Source organism: Aeromonas sp. s1(2024) (genome assembly GCF_040908005.1).
GTDB lineage: Bacteria > Pseudomonadota > Gammaproteobacteria > Enterobacterales > Aeromonadaceae > Aeromonas > Aeromonas caviae.
Genome location: NZ_JBFOCW010000026.1, coordinates 35,051 through 51,364 on the forward strand (window position 1 = coordinate 35,051; position 16,314 = coordinate 51,364).

14 protein-coding genes are annotated in these 16,314 nt (G+C 64.9%); 9 read left to right on the forward strand and 5 right to left on the reverse strand.

The features are described from left to right. Positions 1–73 precede the first annotated feature (73 nt). The 4 genes from AB5Y70_RS06735 to AB5Y70_RS06750 all read left to right on the forward strand — a co-directional run bounded on the left by AB5Y70_RS06735 (position 74) and on the right by AB5Y70_RS06750 (position 4,934). Positions 74–1,033, forward strand: coding sequence for an aminoimidazole riboside kinase (locus AB5Y70_RS06735; RefSeq protein WP_202007512.1), 960 nt, complete (start codon positions 74–76; stop codon positions 1,031–1,033). 83 nt (positions 1,034–1,116) lie between these two features. Next, positions 1,117–2,481: a sucrose-specific PTS transporter subunit IIBC gene (locus AB5Y70_RS06740; protein ID WP_041214803.1), complete on the forward strand. Its 1,365-nt coding sequence runs from the start codon at positions 1,117–1,119 to the stop codon at positions 2,479–2,481. Further along, entirely contained in the window at positions 2,481–3,896 is a 1,416-nt protein-coding gene (locus AB5Y70_RS06745) for a sucrose-6-phosphate hydrolase (protein ID WP_049637051.1), read from the forward strand. The genes AB5Y70_RS06740 and AB5Y70_RS06745 overlap by 1 nt, the downstream gene beginning before the upstream one ends. Positions 3,897–3,923: 27 nt before the next feature. Beyond that, complete coding sequence (locus AB5Y70_RS06750; RefSeq protein ID WP_049637052.1) at positions 3,924–4,934, forward strand: substrate-binding domain-containing protein; 1,011 nt, start codon at positions 3,924–3,926, stop codon at positions 4,932–4,934. Positions 4,935–5,012: 78 nt separating this feature from the next. Here the strand turns inward: AB5Y70_RS06750 and AB5Y70_RS06755 are convergent, their stop codons facing one another. The 4 genes from AB5Y70_RS06755 to AB5Y70_RS06770 form a co-directional block, all read right to left on the reverse strand. Further along, on the reverse strand, positions 5,013–5,741 hold the full coding sequence (locus AB5Y70_RS06755) for an MgtC/SapB family protein (protein WP_041213246.1): 729 nt from the start codon (positions 5,739–5,741) through the stop codon (positions 5,013–5,015). A 181-nt stretch (positions 5,742–5,922) separates the two neighbouring features. Continuing rightward, positions 5,923–6,297 (reverse strand): hypothetical protein, encoded by a 375-nt coding sequence (locus tag AB5Y70_RS06760; protein WP_041213245.1) that lies wholly within the window; start codon positions 6,295–6,297, stop codon positions 5,923–5,925. A 371-nt stretch (positions 6,298–6,668) separates the two neighbouring features. Beyond that, complete coding sequence (locus tag AB5Y70_RS06765; RefSeq protein ID WP_049637053.1) at positions 6,669–7,940, reverse strand: NAD(P)/FAD-dependent oxidoreductase; 1,272 nt, start codon at positions 7,938–7,940, stop codon at positions 6,669–6,671. A gap of 52 nt (positions 7,941–7,992) precedes the next feature. Next, complete coding sequence (locus AB5Y70_RS06770; RefSeq protein ID WP_049637054.1) at positions 7,993–8,178, reverse strand: DUF2892 domain-containing protein; 186 nt, start codon at positions 8,176–8,178, stop codon at positions 7,993–7,995. Between the two features lie 88 nt (positions 8,179–8,266). Between AB5Y70_RS06770 and AB5Y70_RS06775 the strand changes: the two genes are divergently transcribed. The 5 genes from AB5Y70_RS06775 to AB5Y70_RS06795 are packed head-to-tail and all read left to right on the forward strand — an operon-like array spanning position 8,267 to position 13,705. Next, entirely contained in the window at positions 8,267–8,581 is a 315-nt protein-coding gene (locus AB5Y70_RS06775; protein ID WP_049637055.1) for a helix-turn-helix transcriptional regulator, read from the forward strand. Next, on the forward strand, positions 8,581–8,994 hold the full coding sequence (locus AB5Y70_RS06780; RefSeq protein ID WP_049637056.1) for a YeeE/YedE family protein: 414 nt from the start codon (positions 8,581–8,583) through the stop codon (positions 8,992–8,994). Before AB5Y70_RS06775 ends, AB5Y70_RS06780 begins: the two co-directional genes overlap by 1 nt. Positions 8,995–9,007: 13 nt before the next feature. Next, on the forward strand, positions 9,008–9,478 hold the full coding sequence (locus AB5Y70_RS06785; RefSeq protein WP_049637057.1) for a YeeE/YedE family protein: 471 nt from the start codon (positions 9,008–9,010) through the stop codon (positions 9,476–9,478). Between the two features lie 41 nt (positions 9,479–9,519). Beyond that, the gene (locus tag AB5Y70_RS06790; RefSeq protein ID WP_029314053.1) at positions 9,520–10,554 is read left to right on the forward strand and encodes an efflux RND transporter periplasmic adaptor subunit; all 1,035 of its coding nucleotides are present in this window, start codon (positions 9,520–9,522) and stop codon (positions 10,552–10,554) included. Continuing rightward, positions 10,547–13,705, forward strand: a complete 3,159-nt coding sequence (locus tag AB5Y70_RS06795; protein WP_010673659.1) for an efflux RND transporter permease subunit — start codon at positions 10,547–10,549, stop codon at positions 13,703–13,705. Before AB5Y70_RS06790 ends, AB5Y70_RS06795 begins: the two co-directional genes overlap by 8 nt. 33 nt (positions 13,706–13,738) lie before the next feature. On the opposite strand, the gene AB5Y70_RS06800 is transcribed toward AB5Y70_RS06795, so the two are convergent. Beyond that, a complete protein-coding gene (locus tag AB5Y70_RS06800) occupies positions 13,739–16,126 on the reverse strand; it encodes a diguanylate cyclase (RefSeq protein WP_155418867.1) in 2,388 nt (795 codons plus the stop codon). Between the last annotated feature and the right edge of the window lie 188 nt (positions 16,127–16,314).

Below are 16,314 nucleotides of genomic sequence, written 5' to 3' on the forward strand. Positions count from 1 at the left end.
GATCTGTTGGTTAGCTAAAACGGTTTAGCTGATAATGCGGACCCAGAACCCGGGGCTGACCCCGGCAAATCCTGTGCAGCAGTGGAGTAGCAACAAGGTGACGAATCGTGTGTGGGTAATGGGGGATGCGGTAGTGGACTTGATCCCGGAAGGGGAGCAGCACTACCTCAAGTGTCCGGGTGGCGCACCGGCCAACGTGGCGGTGGGCGTTGCCCGGCTCGGCGGGGAGTCGGCTTTCATTGGCCGGGTCGGCGCGGATCCCTTCGGCCGCTTCATGGGGGAGACCCTGGCCAGGGAGGGGGTCGACATTCGCCACCTGATCCAGGATCCGACCCATCGCACCAGCACGGTGCTGGTGGATCTCGATGAAGCGGGGGAGCGCAGCTTCACCTTCATGGTGCGCCCGAGCGCCGATCAATTCCTGAGCCACGCCGATCTGCCGGTCTTCCAGGCCGGGCAGTGGCTGCTGACCTGCTCGATTGCGCTCGCCAACGAGCCGGTGCGCAGCAGTTGCCTGCAAGCCATGGCGACCATCCGGGCCGTCGGGGGGCGGGTCTGCTTCGACCCCAACCTGAGGCCAGAGGTGTGGGGCAACCCTGCCGAGATGCTGCCCGTGGTGCGCGAGGCCATGGCCCTCGCAGACGTGGTCAAGCTCTCGGTGGAGGAGCTGCAACTGCTGAGCGGTCTGGACGATCTGGCGGCGGGGCTTGCCACTCTTTCAGGCCCGGCACTGGTGCTGGTGACCCGGGGGGCGGGGGGCGTGGTGGCCCGTCTGGGTGGCGAGTTGCTGGAGTGGGTGGGGCCCAAAGTGACGCCACTCGATACCACGGGGGCGGGGGACGCCTTTGTCGCCGGGCTGCTGGCGGCCTTGGCCGAACGGACCTCGCTGCCGACGCTGGCCGAGCTGCCCGCCATTCTGGCTCAGGCCCACGGCTGCGGGGCGCTCGCCACCACCGCCAAGGGGGCGATGACGGCACTGCCCACCCGCACCCGGCTGGATGAATTTTTGCGATCAGGCGCAGACGGCAGTTGATCTGCGGCTAGAAGCCCGGCTCGACAGCCCCTACTCTCATGTGACAAGGGCCCGCCAGCGTGGCGGGTCATAAGAGGAAGAATATGAATATCAGTGCGATAGCCCAGGATCTGGTGCCCCTGCTCGGGGGCAAGGAGAACATCGTCAGCGCCGCCCACTGCGCCACCCGGCTGCGGCTGGTGCTGGCGGACGACAGCAAGGTGAACAAGGCCGCCATCGACAAGCTGGAGGGGGTCAAGGGGTGCTTCAGCAACGCCGGCCAGATCCAGGTCATTTTCGGCACCGGCCTGGTCAACAAGGTCTATGCGGAGTTCGTCACCCTGACCGGGACCGGCACCGCCAGCAAGGCGGAGCTGACCGACATGGCGACGGCCAAGCTCAACGTGGCCCAGCGTCTGGCGCGGACCCTCTCCAACATCTTCGTGCCCATCATTCCGGCCATCGTCGCCTCCGGTCTGCTGATGGGGCTGCTCGGCATGGTGCGCACCTACGGCTGGGTCAACGCCGACAGCGCCCTGTTCGTCATGCTCGACATGTTCAGCTCGGCAGCCTTCATCATCCTGCCGATCCTCATCGGCTTTACGGCGGCGCGGGAGTTTGGCGGCAATCCGTACCTCGGGGCGACCCTTGGCGGCATCCTCACCCACCCGGCCCTGACCAACGCCTGGGGCGTGGCCGGGGGCTTCAAGACCATGGACTTCTTCGGCCTGGATGTCGCCATGATCGGCTACCAGGGCACCGTCTTCCCGGTGCTCTTGGCGGTCTGGTTCATGTCCCACCTGGAGAAGCAGCTGCGCAAGCGCATCCCTGACGCCCTGGATCTCATCCTCACCCCGTTTTTGACCGTCATCATCACCGGCTTCGTGGCGCTGCTTTTCATCGGCCCCGCCGGGCGGGTGCTGGGGGATGGCATCTCGTTCGGTCTGAGCGCCCTCTATGAGCAGGCAGGCTGGCTGGCGGGTCTGGTGTTTGGCGGGACTTATTCCCTTATCGTCATCACCGGCATCCACCACAGCTTCCACGCCATCGAGGCGGGGCTGCTGGCCAACCCTGCCATCGGCGTCAACTTCCTGCTGCCCATCTGGGCCATGGCCAACGTGGCCCAGGGTGGGGCTTGCCTCGCGGTCTACTTCAAGACCCGCGATGTGAAGATCAAGGCCATCACGGTGCCGGCGGCCATGTCCTGCCTGCTCGGCATCACCGAGGCGGCGATCTTCGGGGTCAACCTGCGCTACATCAAGCCCTTCCTGGCCGGTCTGTTCGGCGGGGCCTGCGGCGGCGCCTACGTGGTGGCGGCCAAGGTCGGCATGACGGCGGTGGGCCTGACCGGCATCCCGGGCATGGCCATCGTCCAGCCCATGAGCCTCATCCACTACGTCATCGGTCTGGTGATCGCCTTTGGCGCCGCTTTCGCCGCCTCCTACCTGCTCAAGTACAAGGTGGAGTGATGAAGGAAAGCCATCTCCTGAACCAGGTTGTCCGGTCCCTGCTGGCTGGACAGCTCAAGGCGGCGGCCGATCCCCATCGGCCCCGCTGGCATCTGGCAGCCCCGGTGGGGCTGCTCAACGATCCCAACGGCTTCATCGAGTACGACGGGTGCTACCATCTTTTCTACCAGTGGAACCCGCTCGGTTGCGAGCACCGCAACAAGGGCTGGGGGCATGTCACCTCCACCGATCTGCTGCACTGGCAGCACGAGCCGGTGGCGCTGCTGCCCACCGAGGCCTATGAGAGTCACGGCTGCTATTCGGGCTCGGCGGTGAGCGACGAGCAGGGGCGTCTGACCCTCATCTATACCGGCAACGTCAAATACCCGGACGGCAGCCGCACCGCCTACCAGTGTCTGGCCCGTGCCGACGGTGAGGGCGGCTTCGAGAAGCTGGGACCCGTGCTGGACCTGCCCGCAGGCTTCAGCGGCCATGTGCGCGACCCCAAGGTGTGGCACGACGGTCGGCAGTGGTTGATGGTGCTGGGGGCTCGTACCCTGGACGATCGGGGTGAGGTGCTGCTCTATCGCGGTGACACCCTGGATGCCTGGACGCTGGTGGGCCCCATCGCCGGCAGCGGGCGCGGCGGTCTCGGGGAGTTTGGCTACATGTGGGAGTGTCCGGACCTCTTCCCCCTGGGAGATCGCCATGTGCTGATCAGCTGCCCGCAGGGGATTGCCCCGCAGGGAGAGGATTATCGCAACCTCTACCAGTGTGGCTGGCTGGCGGGTGACTTCGACGGGACGCACTTCGCCCACGGGGCTTTCCACGAGCTGGACAGGGGATTCGAGTTCTATGCCCCCCAGACTACCCAGGACAGTCAGGGGCGGCGCCTGCTGTTCGGCTGGCTGGGCTTGCCGGAGGAGAACGAGATGAGCCAGCCCACTCTCGAACACGGCTGGATCCACCAGATGAGCTGCCCGCGGGAGCTGTTCTGGCAGGATGAGTGGCTCTGCCAGCGGCCGGTGGCAGAGCTGGGCGCCCTGAAAGGGGTGCAGACCCGCTTCGAGGGGGCGCCGGATGAGCTGCCTGCCCTGGCCATCGACTCGGCCTGGCTCGATCTGGCGCTGTGCGGTGAAGGGCGCCTCGGGTTCGGGGCCGTGGTCGAGCTGTGCTGGCTGCCGGGGCGTCTTGTCCTGCGGCGCCAGAACTGGCAGAGCGGGGAGTGGGAGGAGCGAAGCGCCCCCTGGCTTGGGGGCAAGATCACCGTCTTGTGTGACCGCTCCAGCCTGGAGTGCTTCGTCGATGGCGGTCGCCAGAGCTTGTCGACCCGTTACTTCCCCGGCGAAAACCCAGTACTTTCCGCACGTTGCGGTGGTGATGGCAGCAAAATTTGCCTCGATCACTGGCCGCTGGCGACCTGCCTAGTACAATAGCCCGGTCTCAGTGTGCCGGGAGGTCAGGTGGAGAAGAAGAAACGGATCACGATTGCCCAGATAGCCACGCTTGCGGGGGTCTCCAAGGCCACCGCCAGTCTGGTGCTCAACGGCAAGAGTGCGGAATACCGCATCGCCGACGATACCCGCAAGCGGATCCAGGCGGTGGCGGACGAGTGCCACTATCAGCCGAGCATCCATGCCCGCTCCCTGCGGGAGGTGCGCAGCTACACCTGGGGGCTGGTGATCCCTGACCTCACCAACTTCGGCTTCGCCAGCATCGCCCGTGCCCTGGAGGCCCGCTGTCGGGAGGCGGGGATCCAGCTGCTCATCGCCTGCTCCGAGGATGACCCCACCCTGGAGCAGCGGGTGGTGGACAACCTCATCAGCCGTCAGGTGGATGGCCTCATCGTCGCCTCCAGCGGCCACAGTGACGACATCTATGCCCGCATCCACGACCGCTTGCCGGTGGTGCAGCTCGACCGCCACATCGGTGAGTCGCGCCTGCCCATGGTGATCTCGGACGCCTGCAAGGCTACCGCCGAGCTGGTGCAGGATATGGCCGAGGATTGCGGGGAGGAGATCTATTACTTCGGCGGTCTGCTGGATCTCTCCCCCAGCCGCCACCGGCTGGCGGGTTACGAGCTCGGATTGCACCGGGCCGGGCTGGAGGCCACTTCAGACCGGGTCCGCCACCGTGACTACCAGCCGAGCTCGGGTTATCAGCTGATGGCCGAGCTGGTGGACGAACTCGGGGCGCCGCCCAAGGGGCTTTTTACCGCCTCCTTCACCCTGCTGGAGGGGGTGCTGCGCTACCTCAACGAGGCGGAACTGATGGAGACCGGCATGCGCCTGTGTACGTTCGACGATCACGATCTGCTCGACTGCATCCCCATGCGCATCGATTCCGTGGCCCAGGATTGCCCGGCCCTGGCCCGGGCCGCCTTCGAGATGATGCAGCAACTCATCGCGGGCAATCCCCCTGCCCAGACCGCCCAGGTCATCAACCCCAGGGTGCGCTGGCGCAGCCGCCGCTAGGCACACGGCTTCCCTTTCCTGTGAAAAAGCCCCGCCGGATCCGGCGGGGCTTTTTGTGCTGCGTCTGGTATGAGGGCGTCAATCGGTGATGCTGGCCCGCCAGAAGATCTGCTTGATGTGAGGGTGCTCCCCGAGCGTGTTCATCAGGGCATCGAGCTTGGTGCCATCGATGGCGGTGGCGAGCAGCGCCGCCGAGATCTCGAGATCCTGATCGCCGAAGGGGGTGATGTCGAGCTCGCTCAGGGGGTAGTGGGCCTGCTCCAGCATCTGCTCGAGCCAGGGCAGTACCTCCTTCTGGTGAGCGCGGCCGATGAGAGCGGTCACGTGATAGGTCACTTCGGTGTCCATGTTGTCCACCGGGTCACGGTTTATCTGGTTGACCAGGGGGCGCAGCAGGGTGTTGGCGGCCAGCACGAAGAGGGCGCCGAGGATGGCCTCCAGGGCGAACCCGGCGCCGCAGGCGGCCCCGACAGCGGCCACGCCCCACAGGGTGGCCGCTGTGTTGATGCCCCGGATGTTGCCGGACTCGCGCATGATGACGCCAGCGCCGAGAAAACCGATGCCGGAGACGATGTAGGCCACCACGTGGACGACCCCGTAACTGCCACCATGCAGGTCATAGATGCGCTGGGCCAGGTTGACGAACAGGGCCGCCCCCACGGCGACCAGCACGTTGGTGCGAAGGCCGGCGGTGCGCTGGCGGTACTGGCGCTCCAGGCCGACCAGGCTGCCCAGCACGAAGGCGAGCAGCAGGCTGGCCAGGGTGTCGAGCAGGGCGAGAAAATCGAGTTGTTGCCACATTCTCATGAAGGGTCTCCTTCTGGGGATGCCGACCAGCCTTCGCCCCCGGGTTGCGTGAGAGACGGGGGGCAAGGTCGACATCGTGGTGAATGCAAGGGCGCGACCCGCCTCCTGACGGGGCGGGATGGCGCAGAGCAGGGAAGAGGGCCTTCACGGTTGCCCGGGAAGGACCCGCCTCATTCGAGGGTCAATGCCTGGTGGCGTCGTCCCCGGCGCGGGGGCGCAGTTCCCAGCGTACCGGGTGGACAGCCCCGACCTGGTGGATGAACTGCACCAGATAGCGGCGCTGGGGCGGCGTGCAGTAGAGGCTCAGCACCAGCACGCGGCCTTCACCGCGCCCGGGCTTCATGGACTGCAGAGGACTGAGTCCGGCCGGTTGCAGGGTGTGGCTCACCGCCGCCAGCACCTGCTCCATGTCGGCTCTGTCTTCGCAGCGGATGTGCAGCCGATAGAGGTGCTGACGCCGTCTGCCACGTTGCCAGAGTGGTCGCAGGCCCCGTCCCAGTCTGCTCAGCAGGGAAGGGGATTTGTCAGCGACAGAGTTGTTTGAAATCAAGCGCATAGCAGCCTCCTTTTGGGAAGCAGAAACTATGCAGGCAAGGTGTCGGGGGATGAGTCCGCGTCACCTGACGTCAAGTGTGAAAAGCGGGGAAAAGAGGGATCCACTTCTCGCAGGGTGGCGAGTCGCGGCAGAGAATAACCTGCGGCTAGCTCGCGACCAGGGTGCCGACGACGAGGGTCGGCGTGCGTCTGTCACTTGATGAGTTGCCCACCGATGGTCTCCGCTAGTGATAAAGAGGCGACATGGTAGCCGATACGGCTGCCTGGGTAAACCCCGAGCCCTTGATAGCAACATATTGAAACATAATAAAAAAGAGATGAAAGCGCCGGTGAAGGTAGCCCTCTTCCCTTCACCGGCGGGCCCTTGGGGGGTTACCGGGTCTTGTCGATGCCCAGGTATTTGAGCATCAGTTTTTCATAGATGGGTTCGGTGTCGCCCACCTGCATCTTGTGCAGGAAATACTTCTCGAACGCTATCTTGGCCAGGTGGACCCACTTCCCTTTCTTGAACCAGGCGACGTTGCGCGGCGGGATCTGCGGCATGGCCACGAAGGCGGCCCCTGTGTCCCCCATGTCCGCCAGACAGATGGCATTCCACACCGCCCGGGTGACCGGGGGCTGGCCGTCCAGCTCCGCCTTGATGTTGTGGCTCAGGGTGCGCACCATGGCCTCGATCATGTAGCCGGTCTTGGGCACCCCGGTCGGTACCGGCGTCTTGTGCTGGGGCGGGATGGCGATGCAGACCCCGGCGGCGTAAATCTGCGGGAAGACAGGGTTGCGCTGGTGTTCGTCGACGATGACGAACCCGCGGGGATTGACCAGCCCCTCGAGGCCCCGCAGGGGGCTGATGCCGGCGAAGGCGGGCAGCATCATGGCATGCTTGTAGGGGAGGCTGTGGGTGCGCTTGACGTTGCCATCTTCATCCAGCTCCTCCACCGTCATCACCCCATCCCTGGCCGCCACGGTGCGGGCATTGCAGATCCATTGCATGTCGCGCATGCGCAGCTCGCTCTCCAGCATGCCCTTGGAATCCCCCAGGCCGTTGAGGCCGAGGTGACCGATGTAGGGTTCGCTGGTGACAAAGGTCATGGGCACGTCCTTTCTCACCTTCTTGTCGCGCAGGTGGCGATCGAGGATGAAGGCGTATTCGTAGGCCGGGCCGAAGCAGGAGGCGCCGGGCATGGCACCGACGATCACCGGACCCGGTTCGTCGAGCAGCCCGTTGACACTGTGCAGGCACTCCTCTGCGTGGGAGAGGGTGCAGACGCTGGCGGTGCCGCCCGCCGTCGGGCCTGCTCCCTGCACCTCTTCAAAGGCGAGTGCGGGGCCGGTGCAGAGCACCAGAAAGTCGTAGTGCAGGTGCTGGCCATCGGAGAGGCGGATCTGCTGTTCGAGGGGTTGCAACCCGGTCAGGGCGGCGTGGATGAAGCGGATCCCCTTCTTCTTCACATGAGGCTCTATGGGGAGGGAGATATCCTTGCGCTCTCGCCACCGGACCGCAATCCACGGGTTCGAAGGGTTGAATTCAAAGTCGGGTTTGTCGTTCACCAGGATGACGTCGTGCTGCTTGCCGAGTTCGGCCTTGAGCTCGTAGGCGGCCGACATGCCCCCCAACCCTGCCCCGATGATGATGATGGTTGCCATAATGAGCCTCCGCTCTATTACACGGCTCCTGTGAGCCAATATGTCCGCCTGCCTACTTGAGCCCCATTCGCCTGAGCACGGCGGCGGCGGGACAGAACCCGGTGAACGCGCTCTGGATCAGGTTGACCCCGACAAAGACGCTCAACCAGACAAAGCCCGGGTGGACCCAGGCCGTGAGCAGCAGCGACAGCAGCAACATGCCACCCGCGACCACTCTGACTCCGTTATCGATGGTCATTTCTCGTCTCCCCTTTTTGTTTAGTGATTGCTAATTTAGAGTTGTTTTATACAATAGAACAAATATCAGCAATTGCTAATTTAATCTTATGAGCCACTTCGACGAGATGAACCGACATGCGACTGCCGCCGCCGGCCTGCTCAAGGCGCTGGCTCATCCTGAACGCCTGATGGTGCTCTGCCAGCTGGTGGAAGGGGAGAAGGGGGTCGGGGAGCTGCTGGCCCACAGCCAGCTCGGGCAGTCGGCCTTCTCCCAGCAACTGTCGGTATTGAAGCGCCAGGGCCTTATCCGCTCGCGCAAGGTCTCCCAGCAGATCTACTACTCGTTGGTGAGCGAGGCCGCCGCCGATGTGCTGGCGGCGCTGCAAACCCACTTTTGTCACTCAGAAAATAAGGAATCTTGATGATGGAAAGCCAATGGCTGCTCTCTCTGGGCGGCGGCATGCTGGCGGGGCTCGCGGCCCTGATCCTGATGTTGTTCAACGGCCGGGTGGCCGGGATCAGCGGCATTCTGGCCGGTGCCTTGCAACACCGCGCGCCGTGGCGTGTGCTGTTTCTGCTGGGGCTCGGGGCGGGGGCTTGGCTGGCGCTGACTCTGGGTTGGGCCAGCATGCCCGCATTTACCACCTTGCCCGGTTGGCCAGTGGTGCTGCTGGCTGGTTTGCTGGTGGGCATCGGCACCCGCCTTGGCAATGGCTGTACCAGCGGCCACGGCATCTGTGGCATGGGGCGGTTGTCGACGCGCTCCGTGGTGGCGACGCTCACCTTTATGGGGATGGGCGTGGCGACCGTGTTCTTTACTCACCACATGTTTTGACGGGTTGATTGCCATGAAATTGCTGACAAGTGTGTTTGCGGGTCTGTTGTTCGGGCTGGGAATGGCCCTTTCCGGGATGATGGATCCGGCGCGGGTCACCGGGTTTCTCGATCTGGCCGGTGCCTGGGATCCCAGCCTGGCCTTCGTGATGGGGGGCGCCCTGGCTGTCTTCATGCCGGGCTACTTCCTGCTGGTGAAACCCCGTCGTCTGAGCCTGCTGGGGGAGCCCATGGTCCGGGTTCCCGCTCCCGTGCTGGATCGCCGCCTGATTGGCGGGGCTGCGCTGTTTGGTATCGGCTGGGGATTGGTGGGCATCTGTCCTGGGCCTGCCTTGAGTCTCATTTCCAGCGGACAGCCCATGATATTGTTGTTTATCGCGGCCATGGTGGCCGGGATCTTGCTGTTTGACAGAGGGCTGGCCAGGGTGCTGACCAAGGCGCCAGCTCGGGGAAAGGATAAGGTGCGCCAGTCCCATACCGCCTGATCCCGTGAAGTGACTGATGATGCCAGGGAAGGAGAGTAATGATGGAAAAGATCCGGTTGCTGGGGATCACCTTGATGGTGATGACATCGCAGACCATGACATCCGCCCTGGCCGCGGAAGGGGAGCCAGAGCCCTTGCTGACAGTGGCGCCACAGCCGGTCACCGACTGGCTCACCCTGAGCGGTACCGTGAGCGCCATTCATCAGGGGACGGTCGCGGCCCAGACCAGTGGCCGCGTCTCCCGCATGCTGGTGGATGTGAACGACGAGGTACAGGCCGGGCAGCCCCTGCTCGAGATAAGCGGCAAGGAGCAGTCTGCCGCCGTGACCGGCGCCGAGGCGCGGGTGGCCAGGGCCCAGGCCCAGCAGGTGGAGGCCGAGCGCCAGCTCACCCGTTATCAGGCCCTCATCGCCAAGGGGGTGATCACCCGGGCCCAGCTCGACAACGCCCAGGCAACGGATCGGGCCGCCCGCGCCGAGGTCAATGCCGCCGAGGCCGCCCTCATCCAGGCCCGGGAAGCCTACGGCTATACCCGTATCCTCGCCCCCTACGCCGGGGTGGTGACCAGGCGGCTGGTGGAGCTGGGGGAGACGGTGGCCCCCGGTACGCCGCTGCTATCCGGTTTCTCCCTTGGCGAGCTGAGGGTGGAGCTGGAGCTGCCCCAGTCCGCACTGGCTCTCGCCGGCCAGCCGTCGGATGTGCAGGTGCTGCTGCCCGGTGGCAAGGCCGTGACTCCCGTCAAGCTGCTCCGCTTCAACTACGCCGACAGCCAGAGCCACAGTTTCCGGCTGCGCCTCGATCTGCCGCCGAACACGGCAGGGGTGCTGCCTGGCATGTGGCTCAAGGTGCAGCTCAAACAGGGTGAGCGTCAGGTGTTGCAAGTGCCGGAGCCCGCCCTGCTGCGGCAGGGGGAGTTCAACGGCGTCTACCTCAAAGAGGGGGAGGGCTGGGCCCTGACCCCGGTGCGGGTCGGCCACTGCGAGGCTGGGCTGTGCGAGGTCCTGGCGGGTCTCAAGGGCGGTGACACCCTGGCCCCCGATGCCTGGACCCGTCAACAGGAGGTGCCCCATGAGTAGCGATCTGAACGACAACCATGGCCACCTGGGGCCGGCGGGTCGGCTGGCGGCCCTGTTTCAGGGCTCGGCCATCACCCCGCTGCTGGCGCTGGTGGGGCTCTTGCTCGGCTTTTTTGCCGTGCTGGTGACCCCCAAGGAGGAGGAGCCCCAGATCGATGTCACCTTCGCCGACGTCTACATTCCCTTCCCGGGAGCCAGCCCGGCAGAGGTGGAGTCCCTCGTCACCACCCCTGCCGAGCAGGTGGTCTCCCAGATAAAGGGGATAGATACCCTCTACTCCTTCTCCCAACCCGATGGCGCCCTGCTGGTGGTGGTGTTCAAGGTAGGCGTGAGCCGGGAGCAGGCCATCGTGGATCTCAACAACCAGCTCGACTCCAACCGCGACTGGTTGCCACAGGGGATCGGAGTCGGTCAGCCACTGGTAAAACCCCGGGGGATCGATGATGTTCCCATCGTCAGTCTGACCCTCTGGAGCAAGCAGCTGGGGGCCTCCGATCTGACCCGGGTCGCCCACGAGCTGGAGACCGAACTCAAGCGCATTCCCGGTACCCGCGATATCTACACGCTGGGCAGCCAGAGCGCCGTGCTGCGGGTGATGCCGGATCCGGCGGCCCTCAGCGCCCATGGCATCAGCTGGGGCGAGCTGAGCCAGCGACTTGCGGCCGCCAACCGGGTGGGCAGCGAGCAGGCCGTGGTGCAGGATAACCGGGAAATCAAGGTGCAGGTGGGGCAGTTCCTGCAAAGCGAGCAGGAGGCCCGCGAGCTGGTGGTGGGGTTGCACGACGGCAAGCCCGTCTACCTCGGTGAGGTGGCCCGGGTGGCGCTTGGGGAAGAGACCCCGGTCCAGCGCAGCTGGATGGGGCAGGGGCAAGCCAGCTACCCGGCGGTGACCCTGGCCATCGGCAAGCAGCCGGGGCAGAACGCGGTGGAGGTGGCCAAGCGGGTGGAGGCACGGGTGGAGAGCCTCAGGAACCGGCTCATCCCGGCTGGCGTCGAGGTGACGGTGACCCGTGACTACGGCGTCACCGCCGAGACCAAATCCAACACCCTCATCGGCAAGCTCATCTTTGCCACCACGGCGGTGGTATTGCTGGTGCTGGTGAGCATGGGGTGGCGCGAGGCGCTGGTGGTGGGGGTCGCCATCGTCATCACCCTGGCGCTGACCCTGTTCGCCTCCTGGGCATGGGGCTTTACCCTCAACCGGGTGTCCCTCTTTGCCCTTATCTTCTCCATCGGCATCCTGGTGGATGACGCCATCGTCGTGGTGGAGAACATCCACCGCCATCGCGGCCTGGGCAAGGGGTCGCTCAAGGATCTCATTCCGGGCGCGGTGGACGAGGTGGGGGGGCCGACCATACTGGCGACCCTGACCGTCATCGCGGCCCTGCTGCCCATGGCCTTCGTCAGCGGCCTGATGGGCCCCTACATGAGCCCCATCCCCATCAATGCCAGCATGGGGATGCTTATCTCCCTGCTGGTGGCCTTTATCTTCTCCCCCTGGCTGGCCAATCACCTGCTCAAGCGCGAGGGGCATGTCGCCCACGGTGAGGCTAAGGCAGGTCTCTTTCACCGGCTGATGACTCCTTTCCTGATCGGTGATGGCGCCAAGCGCGCCAGACGCAAGCTCTGGCTGGTGGTGTTGCTGCTGGTCGGGGCTGCCGCCGCCATGCCCATGGTGCAGTGGGTAGTGCTCAAGATGCTCCCCTTCGACAACAAGTCGGAATTCCAGCTGGTGCTCGACATGCCGGAGGGGGCGACCCTGGAGCAGACCGAGCGCACCCTGCTGGCGGTGGGTCGGGAGCTTGCCAGGGTGCCCGAGGTGAAGGATTACCAGATCTACGCCGGCACCGCCGCCCCCATCAACTTCAACGGGCTGGTGCGCCACTACTTCATCCGCAGCGGCGCCAACGTGGGTGATATTCAGGTCAATCTGGTGGACAAGCATGAACGGGATCGCAGCAGTCACGAGATTGCTCGGTCGGTGCGTGCGCCCTTGCAGGCCATCGCCAGTGCGGCAGGGGGCAACCTCAAGGTGGTGGAGGTGCCCCCGGGACCGCCTGTCTGGTCGCCCATTGTCGCGGAAGTGTATGGCCCGACGCAGGCCGCCCGTGAAGCCGCTGCCCGCGCCGTACAGGCCCGCTTTGTGGCCACGGCGGATCTGGTGGACGTGGACATCTATCTGACCGACCCCCAGCCCAAGTGGCGGCTGGTGGTGGATCGCGCCCAGGCGGCCCTGCTCGGGGTCGATCTCGGGGATCTGGTGGCGACCCTCAACGGGGGCGTGGGCTATCAGGATGTGAGCTGGCTGCAAGGGCAAGGCGCCAAGTATCCGGTGCCGATCCGCATCGAGCTCGCCCCCGGTGACAAGCGGGATCTGACCGGCATCCTGGCTCTCAAGGTGCGCAGCCAGAGCGGCCAGCTGGTGCGGGTCTCCGAGCTGGTGAGCCGTCGTGACGAGGTCGCCCCCAGTTACCTCATGCACAAGAACATGCAGCCCATGGTGATGGTGGTGGCTGACATGGGCGGCCATGCCGACAGCCCGCTCTACGGCATGTTTGCCGCCGGTGCCGACATCTCGCTGCCACAGTATTACGTGCATCAGCCCGACAAGCTGGGGGAGGTGGCCCTCTTGTGGGACGGGGAGTGGAAGATAACCTACGAGACCTTCCGCGACATGGGGCTGGCCTACGGGGTGGGGATGATCCTCATCTACCTGCTGGTGGTGGCCCAGTTCCGCTCCTATCTGGTGCCGCTCATCATCATGGCCCCCATTCCGCTCACCCTCATCGGGGTGATGCCGGGTCACGCCCTGCTGGGGGCCCAGTTCACCGCCACCTCGATGATCGGGATGATTGCGCTGGCCGGGATCATCGTGCGCAACAGCATCCTGCTGGTGGATTTCATCGAGCAGCAGCGGGCGAGTGGCATGGCGTTCGAGCAGGCGGTGATTGCGGCGGCGCAGGTGCGAGCCAAACCCATCATGCTGACGGCGCTGGCGGCCATGATAGGGGCGCTTTTCATCCTGGATGACCCCATCTTCAATGGCCTCGCCATCAGCCTGATCTTCGGGATCCTGGTTTCCACCCTGCTCACCCTGGTGGTGATCCCGCTGCTCTACTACAGCCTGCTCGTTCGCCGAAGTCAGAGGTAAACACAGGGGGCACGTGCCCCCTGTTTTCTGGCATCACACCGCCTCGCGGGCATCGCAGGTTTTCATCAGGGGGAAATAACGGCGATCCGCCTGGCTCATGTGACCCACGACCAGCTCCTGGATGATGAAGTTGAGCAGGGCGTCGTTGCCAAGGGTGCCCGCCTGTGCGGCCGCCATCAGCTGACCGGCTTTTTTCAGCAGATGCTGGTGCTCCTGGCGATGGGCCGCCAGCTCCTCATAGCCATATTGCGCGAGGACTTGCTCTTCGAGGAGGAAGTGCTGGCGCGCCATCTCGAATATCTGCGCCATGTCTGCCAGCAAGGCATCGGGATGGATGCCGGGATCCTGCATGTGCTCGAGCAAGCGGTTGGCCAGCAGGTAGAGCTGGCGGTGGTCCGTATCGATGCGGGGGTGGCCGCATGCGTGGGCGGGCTGCCATTGCAGGGTGCCGGGGAGAGGATCCTGCCCGGTGGAAAACAGGCAGACCCTGCCCCGGCCATGGTGCTTGGCCTGATACATGGCCTGATCGGCGTGGTGCATCAGGGTCTTGGGGTCGGTGCCGTGATCCGGATAGAGGGCGACCCCTATGCTGCCGGAGATGCGCAGCGCCTGCTGCTCAAGCTGGAAGGGGTGATGCAGGCAGTGGTGCAGCTTGTCGGCGACCGCGAGGGCCGAGGCATCCGTATCGGGCAGCATGATGACGAATTCGTCCCCCCCAAGGCGTGCCACCAGATCTTCTTCCCTGACGCACTCCCCCATGCGCTCGGCCACCAGCTTGAGCAGCAGGTCGCCGGTTTCGTGGCCGAAGGTGTCATTGATGGGCTTGAAGTGGTCGAGATCGATGAAGACCAGGGCCAGGGGCTGCTGGGGAGCCTGCTCCAGGGTCTCCTTGAGCCGCTGTTGCAGCAGGCGGCGGTTGGCCAGGCCGGTGAGGGGGTCATAGAAGGCGAGGCGGCGCATCATCTCCTCCCGGGCCGAACGTTCGGTGACATCCCGGGTCACCCCCAAAATGGCGTCCGGTCTTGTGCTGGCGCTGCCATGCAAGGTGGTTACCGTCTCGATGGCCACCAGATGACCCTGCTTGTGGCGCAGCTGGGAGTGGATGACGCACCGGGTCTGCCCATGATCCCCCCGTTGCCAGGCCTCGAGGGAGGCGGTGATGCCGTCGCGAAGCTGTTTCCAGGACTCATCGGGGAGCAGCTGGCGCAGGGAGAGGGCAAAGAGTTCGGCGGGCTCATAGCCGCTCAGGGACGCGATGGCGGGGCTGATGTAACGAAAACGCAGGCTGTCGGTGTCCATGGTCCAGATCACGTCGCCGCTGTTCTCCGCCACGAAACGGTAGTGCTGCTCGCGCTGGGCCAGTTCCCGGGTGAGCCGCTGTCGGTCACTGGCCTCTTCCCGCAGACGCAGATAGAGGTGCAGGAAGACGCCGAGCAGGGCCAGCAGGGAGAAGGAGATCAGCATGGCGATGGCCACGCTCCTGTCGAGCAGTTGGCGCTGCTGGCGAAGGCTCGCCTGGGTACTGTTGTAGAGGAAGGGGGTGAGGTTGGGCACCGCCTTGATCATCCCGGCCTCCTGGTAGGTGCGGGCGATCTGCTGCCAGCGATCCTGCTGCATGTAGCCGGGCTCGATGATGTCGGGCTGCATCAGGGCCCGGGTTTCACGGGCCTCGAAGGCGAGCGCCTCGCGCCCGGCCCCGCTGGGGTAGTGCTCCAGGATCAGGTTGATCATCTCTTCGGGATGATCCATGGCATAGCGCCACCCCTTGAGGCTGGCCTGCAAGAAGCGCTGGACCCGCTCCTGCTGGTTGATGACCTCACTCTCCGAGGTGAAGAGGTTGTCTCCGTAGAAGTCGTACCCGATGTCGCGGGGGCTGAACACCCGGTAGGGAATGCCCTGTTGCTGCAGGGTGAAGGGCTCGGTTGTGCTGTAGGCGCTGATGGCGTCCGCCTGGCCCCTCAGCAGTGCCTGTACCCCCCGCTCGTAGGGCAGGGTCTCCCACTGCCGGCTGCGAGTGTAGCGATGCAGGTAGGTGAGCAGCTCGTTGGAGCCGGGTTCGAGCATCAGCCGCTTGTTGGCCAGATCGCCCGGAGTCTGGATATCCGGCCGCTCCAGGGTGATGAGCATCAGGGGGGAGTGCTGCAACATGGCGGCGAGCACCACCACAGGGCGACCTGCTGCCCGGGCCAGCAGCAGATCGCTGCCGCGGATGCCGAACTGGGCGCGACCCGTGGTGACTTCATTGATGACGTCGGTGCCCGGCCCCGCCTCCCGCAGGGTGACCTGCAGACCGGCCTCCCGGTAGAACCCCTTGGCGATGGCGGCGTAGTAACCGGCAAACTGGAACTGGTGCTGCCAGGGAAGTTGCAGGATCACGCGCTCATCCGCCCTGAGGGGAGCCGTGGTCAGGGTGGCAATCATCACCCAGAAGGGCAGAAGCCAGCGTACAGGCTGGCGAGATGCATCGGACTCCGTCATACCGCTGTTCTCTCGGGAGGTGCTCTTCTGGCTAGAGTCAAACAATTTCCTGTTATTCGCAAGGGGAGCAGGCCCCAATAAGATGGGGCGCGGGAGGCATTAAAAGTCATTTTTGTGTCATTCATCACGTC